Source organism: Streptomyces sp. R-07, assembly GCF_049913175.1.
In the GTDB taxonomy this organism is placed as follows: Bacteria; Actinomycetota; Actinomycetes; order Streptomycetales; family Streptomycetaceae; genus Streptomyces.
In genome coordinates, this window is the sequence record NZ_CP183978.1 from 6,812,798 (window position 1) to 6,827,681 (window position 14,884).

Genomic DNA, 14,884 nt, shown 5'->3' on the forward strand with positions numbered 1-14,884 from the left:
CTCTCCGTCCTCTCCTGGGCCAACGCGATGGACACGAACGGGAGGGCGCGTCGGTTCAACCGGTGGGCGAAGTCGGCCGGATCCCGTCACCGGGCCCGGCACTCGCGGCCCTCGTTGACGCAGCGCACGAGCTCCGCCATACGGTCCCGGGTCATCAGGTTCACGAACATGGCGTGATCGGTGACGGGGTTCCGGAGCTGCTCCGGGAAGGAGTCCACGGCGAACGGCGTGCCGTCGGGGAGGTCGTACGCGAGGGTGATCCGCAGTTGCGGTACGGGGAACGTGGCCCGGGGGCAGGTGCCGTCGGCTGAGGGGAACTGCACGTGGGTGCGGTGGCCGGGGCTGTCGGTGGCGAGGCCGTTCCAGCAGCTGGGGAAGTCCAGGGTGCGGGTGGGTCGGCTGCCTCGAGGGCAGCGCGCGTACTTGGTGGTGAAGCGGTCCGGGTAGCCGGAGCAGCCCCATTGGGCGCGGATGTCGGCGCTCGGGGTGGTGGCCGCGACCGGGTCGCCCGTCACCAGCCGCAGGAAGCGGGGCATGCCGACGACCGCGCCGGTCGCGTTGCCCCGGAACTCCACCCGCACCGAGGACGCCATGAGGATCTCGCCGCTGTTGCCGTGCGCGCCGCCACCGGCCGTGTGGGCGTCGGCGCCCGTGCGGTCGAGGCGGCGCAGCACGGGCCAGTAGTACGTGGACCGGTCGCCGCCCGCGCAGGTGGTGCCGGCGGCGTCCAGGCTCCGGTCGGTGGAGAGGGCCTCGGTGGAGAGGTTGCCGACGTAGTCGTGCGTGTGGTGCGCGCCGTTCACGATGCCCGGGGAGATGACGAAGTTGTCCGCGTTGCGGTGGCCCTGTTCGTTGCGGCCGCAGTCGACGGTGAAGGTGCCGGTGCTGGCGTCGGGTCCCCGGGCGGGCGCGCGCGTCGTCGCCACCGTCGCGATGTCCACGTACTGGTCGTCGGCGGGTACACCGGCCGCCCGGGCGGCGCCGTCGGCGCCGAACGTCGCGATGCCAAGGAGCAGGGTCAGCCCGAGCGTCACGGGCAGAGCGATCCAGAACAAGCGGGAACCGGGGGAGGGAAGAATGATCGGCACGGAAGCAGAGTTCCACCAGTGGCGTGGGTGGGCAAGATCGCCCGTCTCAGCTGGCCGGAACCATCTTCAGACCCTCCGGCGAGCATCAGCGGAACAACTGCCCCCGGACGGCTCCGTCCGGGAACTCCCGGGTGGTCAGGTTGACGTAGAAGCCGGTCGGATCCTCCTTGAGGCGGGTGATCATCGGGGCGTCCGGGGTGCTGACAGCGCCGGAGATCGCGAAGACGTTCTTCGGCACGGGAGAGAGGAACAGCGGCAGCCGAACGTCCCCGTTCTCGCCCAGGCCTCCTTCGTGGATCCGCCCGGACAGCGGCGGTCCGGTGTTCACCCAGGCCAGGGAGTAGTCGACGCGGTCCGTCCGCGGGTGCAGAAACGTGGTTCCGTGCCCGTCGGGGTCGCCGGCCTTCTTCGGGTCACCGGCCGGGATCTCCTGTCCGCCGTCCGCGAGGGCGCGCATCCTGCCGCCGTGAATGATGCCGAGCGGGTTCACCGGCTTCGCGAACGGCCGGAGCTGGCCGCGTACGGCTCCGCCGGGGAAGGCGTCGGTGTGCAGGTCGACGTAGAAGCCGTCCGGGTCGCGGCGGAGGCGTTCGGCGAGTGCCGCGGAGGACAGCGAGGTCTGTCCGGCGGCGGAATACACCGAAGTCGGCATCGGGGTGGCGAACAGGTCGGCCACGACGGCGCCGTCCGACCCGACGGCGCCCTGGTGGAGGTGGGCCCGGGCCGGCCTGTCGACGCCGTTCCAGGAGAGGGCGAAGGTGACACGGTCGCCCTTGACCTTGACGAGCGCGATGGCCTTGCCGTCCCGGTCGCCCGCGGCCCTCCCGTCCTTCCCCGGCACCTGCTGGTCGCCGGTGAGACGGGCCACCAGCGACACGGCCGTCCCGCCGCCCGGGGAGCCCCCAGGACCGTCGTCGGCCGTCGCCGGGGTCGTACCGGCGAGGCCGGCACATACGATCACGGCCACGACCACCGCGGTGAGCCTGCGCATGTCTGTCGTCCTTCCAGAAGTGGGATCCCTTCGCGTCGAGCACGCACGCGCCGCCCCGCGGGTTCAATCCCGTCCCCCCTCCGCCCGGCACGGGCACGGCTCGCGAGCGCACTGAACCCCGACGGCTCCCGGGACGTGTGGGCCGCGGGGAACACCACTCCTCGCTTTCCGCACGTACGAGAGAGGACATCACCATGCGCGCATCCAAGGCTCTGCTCGCCGTACCGCTGGCGCTGGCGCTCGCCGCCTGCGGCGGCGGGAGCGACGGCGGCCCGAACGGCGACGGGGGACGGAAGGCAGCGGGGAAGCCCGTCCGCGGGGCGACCGTCACGGTGGCGGACTCCGGCCTCGGCTCCATCCTGGTCGACGGCCAGGGCCGCACCCTGTACGCCTTCACCAAGGACAAGGACACCTCCGGCAGCTGCGGCACGGAGTGCATCGCCGTGTGGCCCGCGCTGACCGGCTCCTCCCCCGCCACTGCGGGACGGGGCGTCGAGGCGGACCTGCTGCGCGGGGAGAGGCAGCCGGGCGGCGCCGTGCACGTCGCGTACGGGGACTGGCCGCTCTACTACTACGTCGGCGACGCAGCCGCCGGGGACGTCAACGGCCAGGGCCTGGACGGAGAGTGGTTCGCCGTCTCGCCCGACGGCAGGCTCGTCCGCACCGCCCCGTGAGCGGGCACTGCCCCGCGTCGGCCCCGGGCCTTCGACCCGGACGACGCCCACCACGACACACCTCCAGGGGGAGCCTTGGCCGAGATCGACATGCCGGGAGACGAGGTCGAACGCCTCGGCGCCCTCCTGCGGCGGGTGGTGGAACTCATCGACACCAAGCCGTCCGGGTTCACCGCCGAGGACGTCGGACCGCCGCTGGCGCGCTCCGGCGGCAACTTCGACGACGAGTGGAACGACGGGCGCACGCAGGTCAAGCGGAACACCAAGGACCTGACGAACGCCTGCGAGGCCATCGTGAAGGCCTTCGACGACTTCGACCGCCAGATGGGCGACTCCCTGAAGGGCGACGGCGACGGCGACGGCGGCGGCCGCCCCCGCCGGTGACCCGCCGGCGTAACCAGACACGACGAGCTTGAGGAGCACGGTCCCATGACCACTGGTTCGCACAGCTTCGGGATCGGCATCCCGGAGAACTGGACGGAGTACGACCTCCACGGCGACACGCTCGCCGAGCGCCGCGCCGAAATGCTGCGGCACGCCCCGCAGAAGGAGACCAGGGACGCCATCAACGGGGCGTTCCGGAGCGCGCGGCGGATCATGGACGGCGCCCGCAGGCGCGGGGCCGTCTACGCGGCGGGCACCACGACCATGTACGAGGACGGCCTGCTGATGGCCGGGCTGATGGTCTTCAGCCTGACCCCGCCGGCCGGCGCGGACTTCTCCGCGAAGGGCCTCGCCAGGGAGTTCTCGGCCGCCGGGGGCCGCCGCCGCGAGGGCACCTCACGGACCCTCACCACGCATGCGCTTCCCTGGGTGGGGCCGGTCGGCCGGATGAGCGGCATCGAGGAGACCGAGATCGCCGAGGGCGTCTCGTCCAAGCTGGTGGTGACGCACACCTTCGTGCCGGTTCCCGGGGGAGGACGCGTGCTGGTCATCACCTGCTTCAGTCCGAACATCCCGCTCGCCGAGCCGCTGTACGACCTCTTCGACGCCATCACGTCGACGTTCTGCTTCGGCGACGGGGAGCCGGAGACCGTGGGCACGGCGACCTGACCGACGCCGCCGTCGCGGAAGGGCCCGGCCGTTCCTGATCGGAACGGCCGGGCCCTTCGGTGTGCGGCGCCAGTCGGTCAGTCGACCGTCGTCGCGGGAACGCGGACGGTGGTGAACCGGCCGTCACCGAGCTGGAGATGGGCCCGCCCCGGCTCGCTGTCCTGGCCGAGCAGACCGCGCGGCAGACGGGCGCCCACCAGCTCGCCGTCGCCGATCGCGCGCGGCGCGAGGAGTGCGCCACACCGGTTGCGGCGCACGACGGCCTGCCAGCCGCCGATGCCGCCGAGCAGCGCCTCGTTGTTGCCGGCCACGATCAGGCCCCAGCCGTCCCCCGCGCTGCCGCGGGCGAGCGCGACGAAGTCGTGGTCCAGCTCGGAGTTGATCATCATCTCGGCGTCGTCGACGAGGATGGCCCCTGCGGGGGTGTCCACCTTGCCGAGCGCGGTGCGGAAGTCGGCGACCGCGAGGTCCACGTCCGTGAAGACCTCGACGACGCCGGGCCGTCCGGCCAGCCGGCGCAGCGGGGAGGTGCGCGGAGCGATCACCACGATCTTCGTACCGAGCGAGGTCAGCGACTTCGCCATGGTGAGCAGGAGCGTGCTCCGGCCGGACCGGGGCGGACCGGCGACGACGAAGGACGGCACCTGAGACAGGTCCGTGCCGAGCGCGCTCAGTTCGTCGCCGCCGACGCCGACCATCGCCCACAGCGGGGAGACGTCCCTCGGCCGGCGCGCGAGGGCTTCCACGAAGTCCAGCTCGTCGGGGAGCACGTCCACGCGGAACGGCCTGCGCGCCGCGGTCACGTCGCCGTCCCGCTCCCGGAGCCGGTCCGCGAGCGTGCCGAGCGCCCGGGCCTGTCCCGCGCCGCCGTTGTCGGAGCCGGGGATCAGCGCGGTCTGGACGCTGTTGCCGTCCTTGGCCAGGACGCCGCGTCCGGCGGGCAGGTCCTCGGGCACGCTGCGGGAGTTGAGGCCGACCATGGAGTAGTCGGAGCGCTCGTTCAGCCGCAGGACGAGCTTGTCCTCGGTATGGGAGGAGAAGCGGTTCTGGCCGAGGATCCGGTCTCCGGTCGCCACCACGTGGATGCCCGCGCCGGCTCCCTCGCGCAGCAGGAGCGTCATCGCGTCCATCACGGAACCCTGGTCGTAGCCGGAGAAATCGCGCTCGAACGCCTCGAAGCGGTCCACGAACAGCACGATGTGCGGGGGCCGTTCCTCCTCGGGCAGGATGCGGCGCAGTTCGGTGAGGTCGGCGACGCCCTGCCGGCCGAGGAGGTCACGGCGCCGGCCGATCTCCGCGCCCAGGCGGTTCAGAAGGCGCACCACCCGCTCGACCTGGGTCCGGTCCACCACGGCGCCGCAGTGCGGCAGCGGGGTGAGGGCCTGGAGGGCGCCGTTGCCGCAGTCGAGGCCGTACAGGTGGACGTCGGCGCTGCCGTGCGTCTCGGCGAGGGCGGCGGCCAGGGTGCGCAGGGTCTGGGAGCGGCCGCTGCGGGGTGAGCCGATGACGTACAGGTGTCCCGCCCGGTCGAGGTCGAGGGTGAGGGGGCGGCGCGCCTGCTCGGTGGGCACGTCCACGATCCCGTACGCCACGGGGGCGAGCCGCCCGTGCTCCGCCTCGGGAAGCGGGGGCAGGTCGGCGAGGGTGAGAGCGGCGGGGAGCGGGGGGAGCCAGGGGCGGCGGGCGGGCGGGACGGCGAGCTGCTCGGCCGCCCCCCGTACCGCCTCGACGAGGACCGAGAGGTCGGTGACCGGCTGGAAGGCGTCTTCCCGGGCCGGCGGGCGGGGCATCGGGTCGCCGAGGCCCTCCCAGTGGAGTTCGGTGAGCACCGGGGCGGGGCGGTCCTCGCCCGTCGTCGCCTCGTCGAGGCGGCGACCGCCGATCCTGCCGGTCTGGAAGGGCAGCAGCGCCGCGTGGCCGAGCCGGGCGTGGGCGCGGCCGGGGGTGCGGGGCGAGAGCTGTCCGGAGTCGGGGGCGTCGATGATGTCGCGGCTCTCGCTGGTGTCGGTGGTGCGCAGCGCGATCCGCAGGTTGGTGTTGGCGCGGATGTCGGCGGTGACCGCCCCGGACGGGCGCTGGGTGGCGAGGACCAGGTGGATGCCGAGCGAGCGGCCCCGCTGGGCGATGTTGACGAGGCCGGAGACGAAGTCCGGGAGCTCCCGGACCATCGACGCGAATTCGTCGATGACGAGGACGAGCCGGGCCATGGGGGCGAGTTCGGGGCGGCGGGTGCGCTTGTCCGTGTAGTCCTCGATGTCCTTGGCGCCGGCCTCGGCGAGGATGTGTTCGCGTCGCTTCAGTTCGGCGCCGAGGGAGACGAGGGCGCGCTCGACGAGGTGGGTGTCGAGGTCGGTGACCATGCCGACGGTGTGCGGCAGGTCCTCGCATTCGGCGAAGGCGCTGCCGCCCTTGTAGTCGATGAGGACGAAGTTCAGTTCGTCCGGCCGGTTGGCGACGGCGAGGCTCGCCACGAGGGACTGGAGCAGTTCGGACTTGCCCGAACCGGTGGTGCCGGCGATGAGCGCGTGCGGGCCGTCGGCGGACAGGTCGACGGCGAAGGGGCCGTCGACGCCCTCCCCGAGGACGGCGCGCGTGCCCCGTCCCGAGATCACCCAGCGTGCGGCGAGGGCGTCGGGGGTGGGCGGTTCCAGGCCGAGTACGTCGAGGAGGCGGGCGGAGGCGGGCAGCAGGTTCTCCTGGGTCTCGTCGCCGACGTCCCGGATCGGCGCGAGCGCCCGGGCCACGCCCACGCACCAGGCACGGCTCGGCGCGTCCATGCGGACCTCGTCGACGGGGTCGGCGGTGTCCTGCTCGACCCTCAGCCACTCGGGTCCGGCCACGGCCACGGCGCGGCACTCCTCGGGCAGCAGCCGGGCCTCGTCGTCGACGCAGAGCGCGTACACGCCGACGGCCGGTCCTTCGCGCAGGAGCTGGACGACGCCGGGCAGAGAGCGCAGTCTGCGGGCGCCGTCGAGGACGACAAGGATGTCGGGTTCGCCCGCGGCGCCCCCGCGGGGTGCCCGTTCCCCGGCCTGCCGGCGGGCGGCGACCACGGCGGTGAGTTCGGCGATGCGCCGGCCCACGGACTCGGCGTTCGCCCCGACGAGGGCGACGGTGTCCTCGCCGAGGGGCGCGCAGTGCGGCAGCCAGTGCACCCAGGACCAGCGGTCGGCGCCCGTGCTGCCGGACAGTACGCAGATCCGCAGGTCGGAGGGGCTGTGCAGGACGGCGACCTGGGCGATCAGCCAGCGTGCGAGCGGCTCCGCGGCGGTGCCGCCGGCGATGCCCAGGACGCCGTACTCGCGCAGCGGGACGGTGACGGGCACGGCGTAGGTGGTGCGGTCGATCCTGCGGCGGTGTTCCGGCTCGGAGGGATCCTGGAGCTCCACGAGGGCGGGCCGGTCCGCGGCGCCCAGGCGCATCAGCAGGAAGTCGTCGTCGCGCCAGCGGCGCTCCCACAGGCGCTGGCGCGGTCCGGTGGCGATCAGCAGGGCGGCGGCCGGGTCGGGGGCGGCGAGTCGGCGGGCCCGCTGTTCGGCGAGGACCGCCGCGGTGACGTCGTCCTCCAGGGCGGCCTTCCGCTCCTCGTACTCCTTGAGCTGTTCCTCGTGGCTCTCCTTGCCGCGGCGCTTGTTGGAGAGCTGGGAGATGATGGCGATCACCGGGGAGAGCAGGCCGAAGACCAGGAACCTGGGGTTGTTGAAGATGGCGACCGAGACGGCGGCCATCAGCAGGGGGGCGAAGATCAGGGTGAGTTGGAGCTTGTTGCGGGCGGGCTTCCCGGGTGGGACGGGGAGCTGGAAGCGGTTGGCGACCGGCGGGGGAAGGAGCCGGGGCGGCCGGTTGTAGTCGAGGCCGACGCCGTCGTCGGAGGGTTGGAGCGCGGCGTCGGGACGGGAGGGTTCGGTGAGTTCGAGCAGGACGGGGCCGACGGTGAGGACGTCTCCGGTGGGCCACGCGGTCCAGTCGCGCACTTCGGTCCCGTCGCGGGTGACGCGGTCCTGTTCCGCGGCCCGCACGGTCGCGGTGCCGTCGGCGAGGACCTTCAGGCGGGCCGCGGTCCCGGCGAGCCCTTCGGCCCTCAGCCGGATGCGGCAGGTCGTGGCCGAGCCGATCTCGTAGTCGCCGGGCGGGAGCCGGAACACCGTTCCCGCGTCGGCCCCTCCGACGCCCCGCAGTTCCACCACCCCGTCGGGTTCGGGACCCGGCTCGGGTGCGGGTGCTCCGAGGGACAGCAGGGTGCCGGCGCGCAGGTCGGTCGCGGCCATGGGCTGGTCGGCGGGGAGCCGGGTGGCTCCCCGGTAGAGGACGGGCCGCTCCCCCGACGTGCCACCGCGCAGGCGCCGGTGGAGGTGTTCGGCGAGTTCGCCCGCCGGGGACTCGGGGTCGGCCTCGATCATGATGTCCGCGGTCTGGCCCTGTTCCGGGTCGACGGCGGTGACGGTCAGGCGCATCGTCGGTGCTCCTTGGGCGCGGTGGTCACCAGGGGTGGGGGTGGGGTGAGCCGGCCGGGCCGGTCCGGGAGGGGGCCCGGTCCGGCCCGGCCGGTGCCGGTGCGGGGTCAGCCCCGGAGGCTGGCACCCATGTCGCTGTCGAACTGGGTCATGCCCTCGCCGTACTTCTTGATGTACTCGGAGATGCCCGTGAGGCCCTCGGTGACCTTGCCGTAGTTGCTCGTGTACTCCTCGACGAACGGCCTGAAGTCGCGCTGGGCGGAGGGCGTGTTGTAGCCGTCGGCCGTGAGGGCGTCCAGGTCCGTCTTGATCTTGTTGAGCTGGGCGACCGCGATGTCGTACTCGTTCATGGTCTGCTGTGCGGCGGACGCGGTCTTCTCGTCGTTGACGATGTAGTCGGCCATGGGTGTTCTCCCGTTTCCCGTCGGATGGTGTGGAGCTGGGTCGCGTGGTCCCGCGCCCTCTAAACGGAGGGTTCGGGAATTCGGTTCAGACCTTGATGGGGGCTTCTTCGGGCGGATTGGCCAGCTCGGTGTCCTGCGTGGCGTTGAGACCTCCCAGGGTTTTCTGGGGAAGGGAGGCGAGAGGGACCTCGGGGCCCTTGGTCTTGAATCCGTAGTCGTTCTCGATCTTCTTTCCGGCCAGGGAATTGCCGACGCCGTAACCGAGTTTGATGCCCGCGTTCTCCAGCGCGGTCTGGGGGTCGGTACCCTTGGCGCCGACCTCGTACCCGACGCTCACCGCCTGGCCCACGGCGCCCTTGATGATGCTGGTGAGGGCCTCGTAGCCGTACTCGTGGAGGCTGGTGACCGAGGTGGGGCCACCGGTGTTGGCGTGGTAGTCGTGGATCGGTGTGTGCTGTTCGTTGTACGAGCCCGCCGCGTCCAGCTTGGTGAGGGTCGCGCCGCCGGCGTCGGTGACCTCGACGGCACCGTTGTTCTTGAGGTCGACGTGGAACGTGGCCGGCTGGCCGTTCTGGCCGGTGGTGGTGACGGTGCCCGTCACGCCGTCCGGGGTGACGGTGAACGTGGTGGTCTCGCCCGCGGCGGTGCCGGTGAAGGTCGCGGTTCCGTCGGGGTTCTGGGTGATGGTCGCTCCCCCGGCCGGGTCGGTCGTGGTGGCGGTGCCGTTGTTGACGGTGGTGGTCGGGCCGGCGCCGCCGGGCGGGGTGACGACGGGCTGGGTTCCCGGCCCGCCGGTGACGGTGGTGCCGTCGCTGAGGGTGACCTGCTGGGGTCCGCCGGGCTGGGCCGGTGCGGCCACGCCCGGCCCTCCGAGGGTGCCGTCCGGGCCGATGGCGACCTTGTCGTTCGGGCCGTTGCCGCCGCCCGCGACGGAGACCTCGAAGGCGCCGCCGCCGGTGGCCTTCACGTCGAAGGGGCCGCCGTGGACGGTGCTGCCGCCCGTGCCGCCGACCGGGACGTCCAGGCTCGGGCCGCCGTTTCCGTTGCCTGCGACCGTGAAGGTCTCGGGGCCTGGTGCGGGGGCCGGGTCGAGCGGGTTGTGGGGGCCGTCGATGACGCCCGCCTTCTGGCCCGCGGTGCCGGCGTTCTCCACGTCTCCCGGGCTCTTGGAGACGGCGGTGGTGCCGGTGCCGACGGTGGTGCCGCCGCCGTAGAAGCCGTCGTGGTGCAGGGTGGGTCCGCCGCCCGGTGTGGGCACGGTGATGCCGCTGTTGCCGTCGCCGCCCACGGTGCTGATGGAGGTCTGCCCGGGGCCGGTGCCGAGGGGGTTGCCCGCGGTGTCGATCGGCGTGTGGGTGGTGGGGTCGAGGTGGGTGCCGGAGGGGCCGAGGCCGGTGACGCCGCCGGGGGCGAAGGTGCCGGAGGCGGGTCCGTACGTGACGGAGAACTCGCCCTCGGGGCCGCCCTGGTTCGGTCCGTGGACGACGGTGCTGCCGGGCTCGGACACCGGATCGGCGCCAAGCGTGGTGATGGTGGGACCGTTCGGGCCGTTGGACAGGGTGTTCTGGCCGCCCGTCATCTCCGGGGAGCCGAACAGGCCCCAGCCCTCCTGCTGCGGGGTGTTCACCGTCACCTGGGTGTGGGTCGCGGTGATGGCGGCGTCGCTCGGCGAGTTGTGGACGGTCAACTGCCCGGTGCCGTCGATGGTGTGGCCGACGCCGGACTCGTGGTGGATCGTGGTGGTGGTCGGGCCGTTCCCGTCGTTGCCGAGGGTGGTCGTGACGCCGTTCGACTCGTACGTGACGGTCTGGCCGTCCGTACTCAGCGTGGCGCCGTTGCCGTTGGTGACCGTGGTGGGTGCCGGTGCCGCCACCGGGCCCGTGCCGCCGGGCGCGGGTGCGGGGCGCGGCGGGACCTGGACGCCGGAGCCGTCGGGGTTCTGTGTGGTGATCGTCCCGTCGGGGCCGGAGGAGACGGTGGTGATGCCACCGCCCGCCGGCTGGTGGGTGAAGGTGGCCTCACCGTTCGGGCCCGTGGTGGTGGTGACGCCCTGGCTGTCGATGCCGTTCGCCCCGACGTCGGCCTGAGCCCCGCCCGCGGTGGTGTCGGTGAGCGTGGCCACGGGGGTGTTGCCCGCTCCGGTGCCGGCGGTGACGGTGACGGGGCCGCTGGTGGCGGTGCCGGTGTGGTCCACTCCGAACGCGCCGCCGTTGTCGGTCGCGGTCGTGCCGTTCGGCCCGTGGGTGACGGTGGTGTGGGGGCCCGCCGGAGCCTGGGTGGTGACGCTGCCGTCCTGGTGGACGGTGGCGCCCGCGGTGCCGGTGCCGCCGACGGACGTCTGGGCGCCGTCTCCGGTGAGGGTGGAGGTGCTGCCGCCGGAGGTGGTGACCTGGGTCGGACCGTTCGCGGTGGCCGGGGCGACGGTGACGGACGGGGGCTGTCCCTGCTGCCCGACCGTGGTGGGCCCGTCGGCGCTCGTGGTGACGGAGGTGCCGCCCTGGCTGATCGTGGTGGCGCCGCCCGGAGTCTGGTCGACGTGGACGGGGTTGAGGGTGCCCACGGATCCGGTGGTGCCGTTCGGGCCGTGTCCCGCCTGGAGGGGACCTGAGGAGACGGCCGTGCCGTCGGTGCCGACCGTGACCGTGGTGCCGCTGCCCGCGCCGCCGACCGTGACGGTCTGGCTGCCGGGCCCGGCGGGCGCCGACTTGGTGACGGTGCCGTCGGCGTGGACGCTGGTGGTGCTGCCGTCGGCGGTGGTGACCTGCGCGGGGGTGGTGCCGGTGGGTCCGTCGACGGTGACCGCCGCGGGCTGTCCCTGGGGGCCTGCCGTGGTGGGTCCGCCGGCGCTCGTGGTGACGGTGGTGCCGCCCTGGCTGACGGTCGTGACGCCGCCCGGGCCCTGGTGCAGCTGCACCGGGTTCGGACCGCCGCCGATCGTGCCGGTGACGCCGGCCGGGCCGTGACTGGCCTGGACGGGGCCGGAGCTGACGGTCGTGGTGCCGTTGGCGATGGTGACGGTGGTGCCGTTGCTTCCGTGGACGGTGACGCTGTGGCCGCCCGTCCCGTCGACGGAGATCGTGGTGTTGCCGACGTCCACGGCGCTGCCGGGGGCCGGCTGCGGGACCGCCGGTGCCACCGGGTTGCCCTGGGCGTCGGTGGCGGTGAAGGTGCCGTCGGGGGCGACGTGGATCTCCTGGCCTCCGTGCGCGATGCTCGCCGATCCGTCCGGGTCGACCGTGGTGGAGCCGGCGATGGTGACGCCGTCGGCGCCGTGGCTGATGCCGTCGAGGCTGAACTTCCCGTTCGGGTTGAGGGAGAGCGACGTCCCGTCCGGTGTGCTGAACGTGATCTCCAGCGGCGAGAACGCGATCGTCCCGCCGCCGCCCGCGGCCGTGCCGCCACCGGCGCCGTCGGTCGTGATGCCGCCCGTGGCGAGACCGCCGCCGGGACCGACCGTCACCTGCGGCTGACCGCCCGGCGGGGTCACGTCGAGACCGCCGCCCGGCTCGGTGACGACCGAACCGCCGTCCGGAGTGGTGAAGGCGACTCCGGCGGGACCCGGGGCGCCCACCGCGATGTCGCCGTTCGGGCCGACCGTGAGCGGCGGCTGGCCGCCGGACGGGTTCAGGTCGAAGGTGCCCTGCGGGGTGACCGACAACGACGTCCCGTCCGGTGTCCCGAGCGTGATGTCGGCCGGGGAGAAGGCGATCGTCCCGCCCCCGCCGGCGGCCGTGCCGCCACCGGCGCCGTCGGTCGTGATGCCGCCCGTGGCGAGACCGCCGCCGGGACCGACCGTCACCTGCGGCTGACCGCCCGGCGGGGTCACGTCCAGGGTGCCGCCGGGGCCGTTGAACTGGACGATGTCGGGGCGGGGACCTCCGGTGTCCACGGTGAAGCCGGTGTGGTCGAGGGTGGTGACGGGGCCTCCGGGGGTGGTGATGGTCGCGCCGCCCGCCGGGGGGATGCTGGTGGTGACGTTGCCGTCCGTGACGGTGAGCGGCCCGCCCGCGCCCTGCGGGGGCAGGGTGACGGTCTGGCCGCCACCGTCGCCGTTGGCGACGTTCACTCCGCCGTCGGCGGCCACGGAGATCTGCGTCCCGTCCGGGAGGGTGACGCCACCGCCGGGTGGGCCCGTGGGCGCGTGGATCGTGGTGTTGCCGAAGTTCACGTCGACGGACCCGTCGGCCGGGTGGTGGACCGCCACCGGCTGGCCGCCGCCCGCCGGGTTGTTGAAGACCGAGGTGACGCCGTTCTGGTTGTCGACGTTCACGCCGCCGCCCCCGACCGACGTGGAGCCGCCGTTCTCCGTCACGGTGACGCCGGTCGGCGTGGTGATCGTGTTGTTGTTCACGGTGAACTCCGGCGTGGGGGCGCCGTCGCCGGGCGAGGTGAACGTCGTCGTGCCCGCGGCGTCCTTCGAGACGCCGCCGAAGGGGCCCGAGGTCGAGAAGGTGCCGCCGGGACCCAGCTCCGTGGAGAGCGCGGGCTTCGTCGACGGGGACGGCGCGAACTCGCCGCCGAAGACGCCTGCGGCCTTCTCCTTGAAGGTCGGGCCCTCGACCGGGGTGGACACCGTGGTCGTGGTGCCGTTCGAGGTGATGGTGTCCCCGGCCGGGCTCTCGATGGTGTTCGTGCCGTCCACGGTCGTCGAGGTGAAGCCGTCCGGCGTCGTCGTCTTGGTCGACGTCGCGTCGGGGGCCGTGGGCGCGAAGGGGAGGTCGTCGGCGGGAGGGGCCTCGGCGGCCTTCGGGGCGGGCGGGGTGGTCTTCGTCTCGGTCTTGGCGCCGTCCGGTGTCGTGACCTTCGTCTTGATCTCGCCCGTGGACGGGTCGGACTTGGTGGTGCCGTTGATGCCGTGGAAGCCGGTCTTCTGTCCCATCCCCTTGGCGTCGACGAACAGGACGTTGGACGGCTTGAACTGTCCGTTGGCGACACCCAGGCTCTCCAGGGAGAACGCCTTGCCGATGTTGCTCTTGAATTTTCCTTTGGTGACGAAGGCGTCCTTGATGCTGTTGGCGAACTTCGTGCCGCCGAAGACGGTGAGCGCCCCGGCCGTGGCCGCGCCGAGCGCAGCGCCCTTGGCCGCCGACGCGGCGTCGAACTTCTTGCCGTCGAACACAGCCGTCAGGCCGCTCGCGACGAAGCCCAGGGCGAACTCGGTGCCCGCGTCGATCGTGAACTTGGCACCGAGGGCCAGCGCGGGCGATGCCTTGAGTCCGATAAGCCCCTTGCCCAGCGGATCGATGATCTTACGGACGAACGTCGAGCTCTTCAGGGCGCCCGTGACCGCCGCGGAAGTCGTCCCGATCCCCTTGCCCACCTTGGCCAGGAACGGCGCGAACTTGGCCAGCTTCCCGGCCGCCGCGACGACCTTGCCGAGCCCGCCGAGCAGCACCCCGCCGGGCACGAGCGTGAGCAGGCCGATGATGATGTCGCCGGCGTCGATCTTCCCTTGTGACACCATGCGGATCACCGACACCGCGAACAGCACCGCGCCCAGGATGAGCCCCACGACCGGCAGGAACACCGCGACGATCGCGACGAGGATGCCCGCGATGATCTCCACCAGCGGGTTGTCCGCGAGGAAGTCGCCGAACGCCTTCACGAAGTCCCGTGCCGGAATGGCCTGCTCGGCAGCCTCATCGAGGATGACGGAGGCCTTCCGGGACCCGTCCTCCCGCAGGCGCTGGGCGTCGCGGCCGAGCGCCACGGCCGCCGACAGCTGCTCCTTCGCCGCGTCCACCTCGCCCTGCCGCTCCCGCTGAGCCTCGGCCTGCTCCGGTGTCGCGTCGGGAGCGACCGCCGGCACCTCCGTACCGGCGGTCCCGGCCACCTCCTGCCCCTGGTCGATCGCCCGGTCCAGCATCGACTGGGCGTCGGTCAGGGTGGTGGCGTACTCGTCGTACGCGCTCGCGGCCGTACGGAAGGAGTCCCTGGTCTTCTCCAGGAGCCCCGGCAGGTCCTTGCCCACACGCGTCTTCAGGGCGTCCATCGCCTGGCCCTTGCCCCGGCGGATCGCCCCGTCGTCGCGCAGCAGGTCGACGGCCTCGCCCGCTCCGTCGCCCAGTTCCCGATACGTCCCGGCCAGGGTCCTGATCGCCTCGGGGTCTCCCGGGGTGGGATCCTCCCCGAACCCCAGAACCTCCCAGCCCGTGGTGTGCCGACGCGCCATCTTCCAGCTCCTCCCGGATACGAGCCATTCGGCACCTCCTCACGAGAC

The 14,884-nt window shown here is 73.0% G+C and carries 8 protein-coding genes; 3 read left to right on the forward strand and 5 right to left on the reverse strand.

Features of this window, described 5'->3' with window-relative positions; translation table 11 throughout:
* Nucleotides 1-86: 86 nt before the first annotated feature.
* Both ACN9M0_RS31200 and ACN9M0_RS31205 read right to left on the reverse strand, forming a co-directional pair.
* On the reverse strand, nt 87-1,088 hold the full coding sequence (locus tag ACN9M0_RS31200; protein ID WP_426404580.1) for a DUF1996 domain-containing protein: 1,002 nt from the start codon (nt 1,086-1,088) through the stop codon (nt 87-89).
* A gap of 85 nt (nt 1,089-1,173) precedes the next feature.
* Nucleotides 1,174-2,079, reverse strand: a complete 906-nt coding sequence (locus tag ACN9M0_RS31205; protein ID WP_361835703.1) for a CHRD domain-containing protein — start codon at nt 2,077-2,079, stop codon at nt 1,174-1,176.
* 194 nt (nt 2,080-2,273) lie between these two features.
* On the opposite strand from ACN9M0_RS31205, the gene ACN9M0_RS31210 reads away from it, so the two are divergent.
* From ACN9M0_RS31210 to ACN9M0_RS31220, 3 genes are all read left to right on the forward strand, one after another.
* Complete coding sequence (locus tag ACN9M0_RS31210; RefSeq protein WP_190104878.1) at nt 2,274-2,753, forward strand: COG4315 family predicted lipoprotein; 480 nt, start codon at nt 2,274-2,276, stop codon at nt 2,751-2,753.
* Between the two features lie 75 nt (nt 2,754-2,828).
* Nucleotides 2,829-3,137, forward strand: coding sequence for a hypothetical protein (locus ACN9M0_RS31215; RefSeq protein WP_366037647.1), 309 nt, complete (start codon nt 2,829-2,831; stop codon nt 3,135-3,137).
* 45 nt (nt 3,138-3,182) lie between these two features.
* Nucleotides 3,183-3,806 (forward strand): hypothetical protein, encoded by a 624-nt coding sequence (locus ACN9M0_RS31220; RefSeq protein WP_266898934.1) that lies wholly within the window; start codon nt 3,183-3,185, stop codon nt 3,804-3,806.
* A 77-nt stretch (nt 3,807-3,883) separates the two neighbouring features.
* On the opposite strand, the gene ACN9M0_RS31225 is transcribed toward ACN9M0_RS31220, so the two are convergent.
* The 3 genes from ACN9M0_RS31225 to ACN9M0_RS31235 form a co-directional block, all read right to left on the reverse strand.
* Nucleotides 3,884-8,260 carry an FtsK/SpoIIIE domain-containing protein gene (locus ACN9M0_RS31225; RefSeq protein ID WP_426404581.1) on the reverse strand — a complete coding sequence of 1,459 codons (4,377 nt, stop codon included), beginning with the start codon at nt 8,258-8,260 and terminating at the stop codon, nt 3,884-3,886.
* A gap of 107 nt (nt 8,261-8,367) precedes the next feature.
* Nucleotides 8,368-8,664, reverse strand: a complete 297-nt coding sequence (locus tag ACN9M0_RS31230) for a WXG100 family type VII secretion target (RefSeq protein ID WP_266898938.1) — start codon at nt 8,662-8,664, stop codon at nt 8,368-8,370.
* Between the two features lie 85 nt (nt 8,665-8,749).
* The gene (locus ACN9M0_RS31235) at nt 8,750-14,836 is read right to left on the reverse strand and encodes a beta strand repeat-containing protein (protein WP_426404582.1); all 6,087 of its coding nucleotides are present in this window, start codon (nt 14,834-14,836) and stop codon (nt 8,750-8,752) included.
* Nucleotides 14,837-14,884: the final 48 nt, after the last annotated feature.

Coding starts and splice junctions, on each gene's coding strand:
- ACN9M0_RS31220 (WP_266898934.1), top strand. CDS start 3,183: ATGACCACTGGTTCGCACAGCTTCGGGATCGGCATCCCGGAGAACTGG.
- ACN9M0_RS31210 (WP_190104878.1), top strand. CDS start 2,274: ATGCGCGCATCCAAGGCTCTGCTCGCCGTACCGCTGGCGCTGGCGCTC.
- ACN9M0_RS31230 (WP_266898938.1), bottom strand. CDS start 8,664: ATGGCCGACTACATCGTCAACGACGAGAAGACCGCGTCCGCCGCACAG.
- ACN9M0_RS31205 (WP_361835703.1), bottom strand. CDS start 2,079: ATGCGCAGGCTCACCGCGGTGGTCGTGGCCGTGATCGTATGTGCCGGC.
- ACN9M0_RS31225 (WP_426404581.1), bottom strand. CDS start 8,260: ATGCGCCTGACCGTCACCGCCGTCGACCCGGAACAGGGCCAGACCGCG.
- ACN9M0_RS31235 (WP_426404582.1), bottom strand. CDS start 14,836: ATGGCGCGTCGGCACACCACGGGCTGGGAGGTTCTGGGGTTCGGGGAG.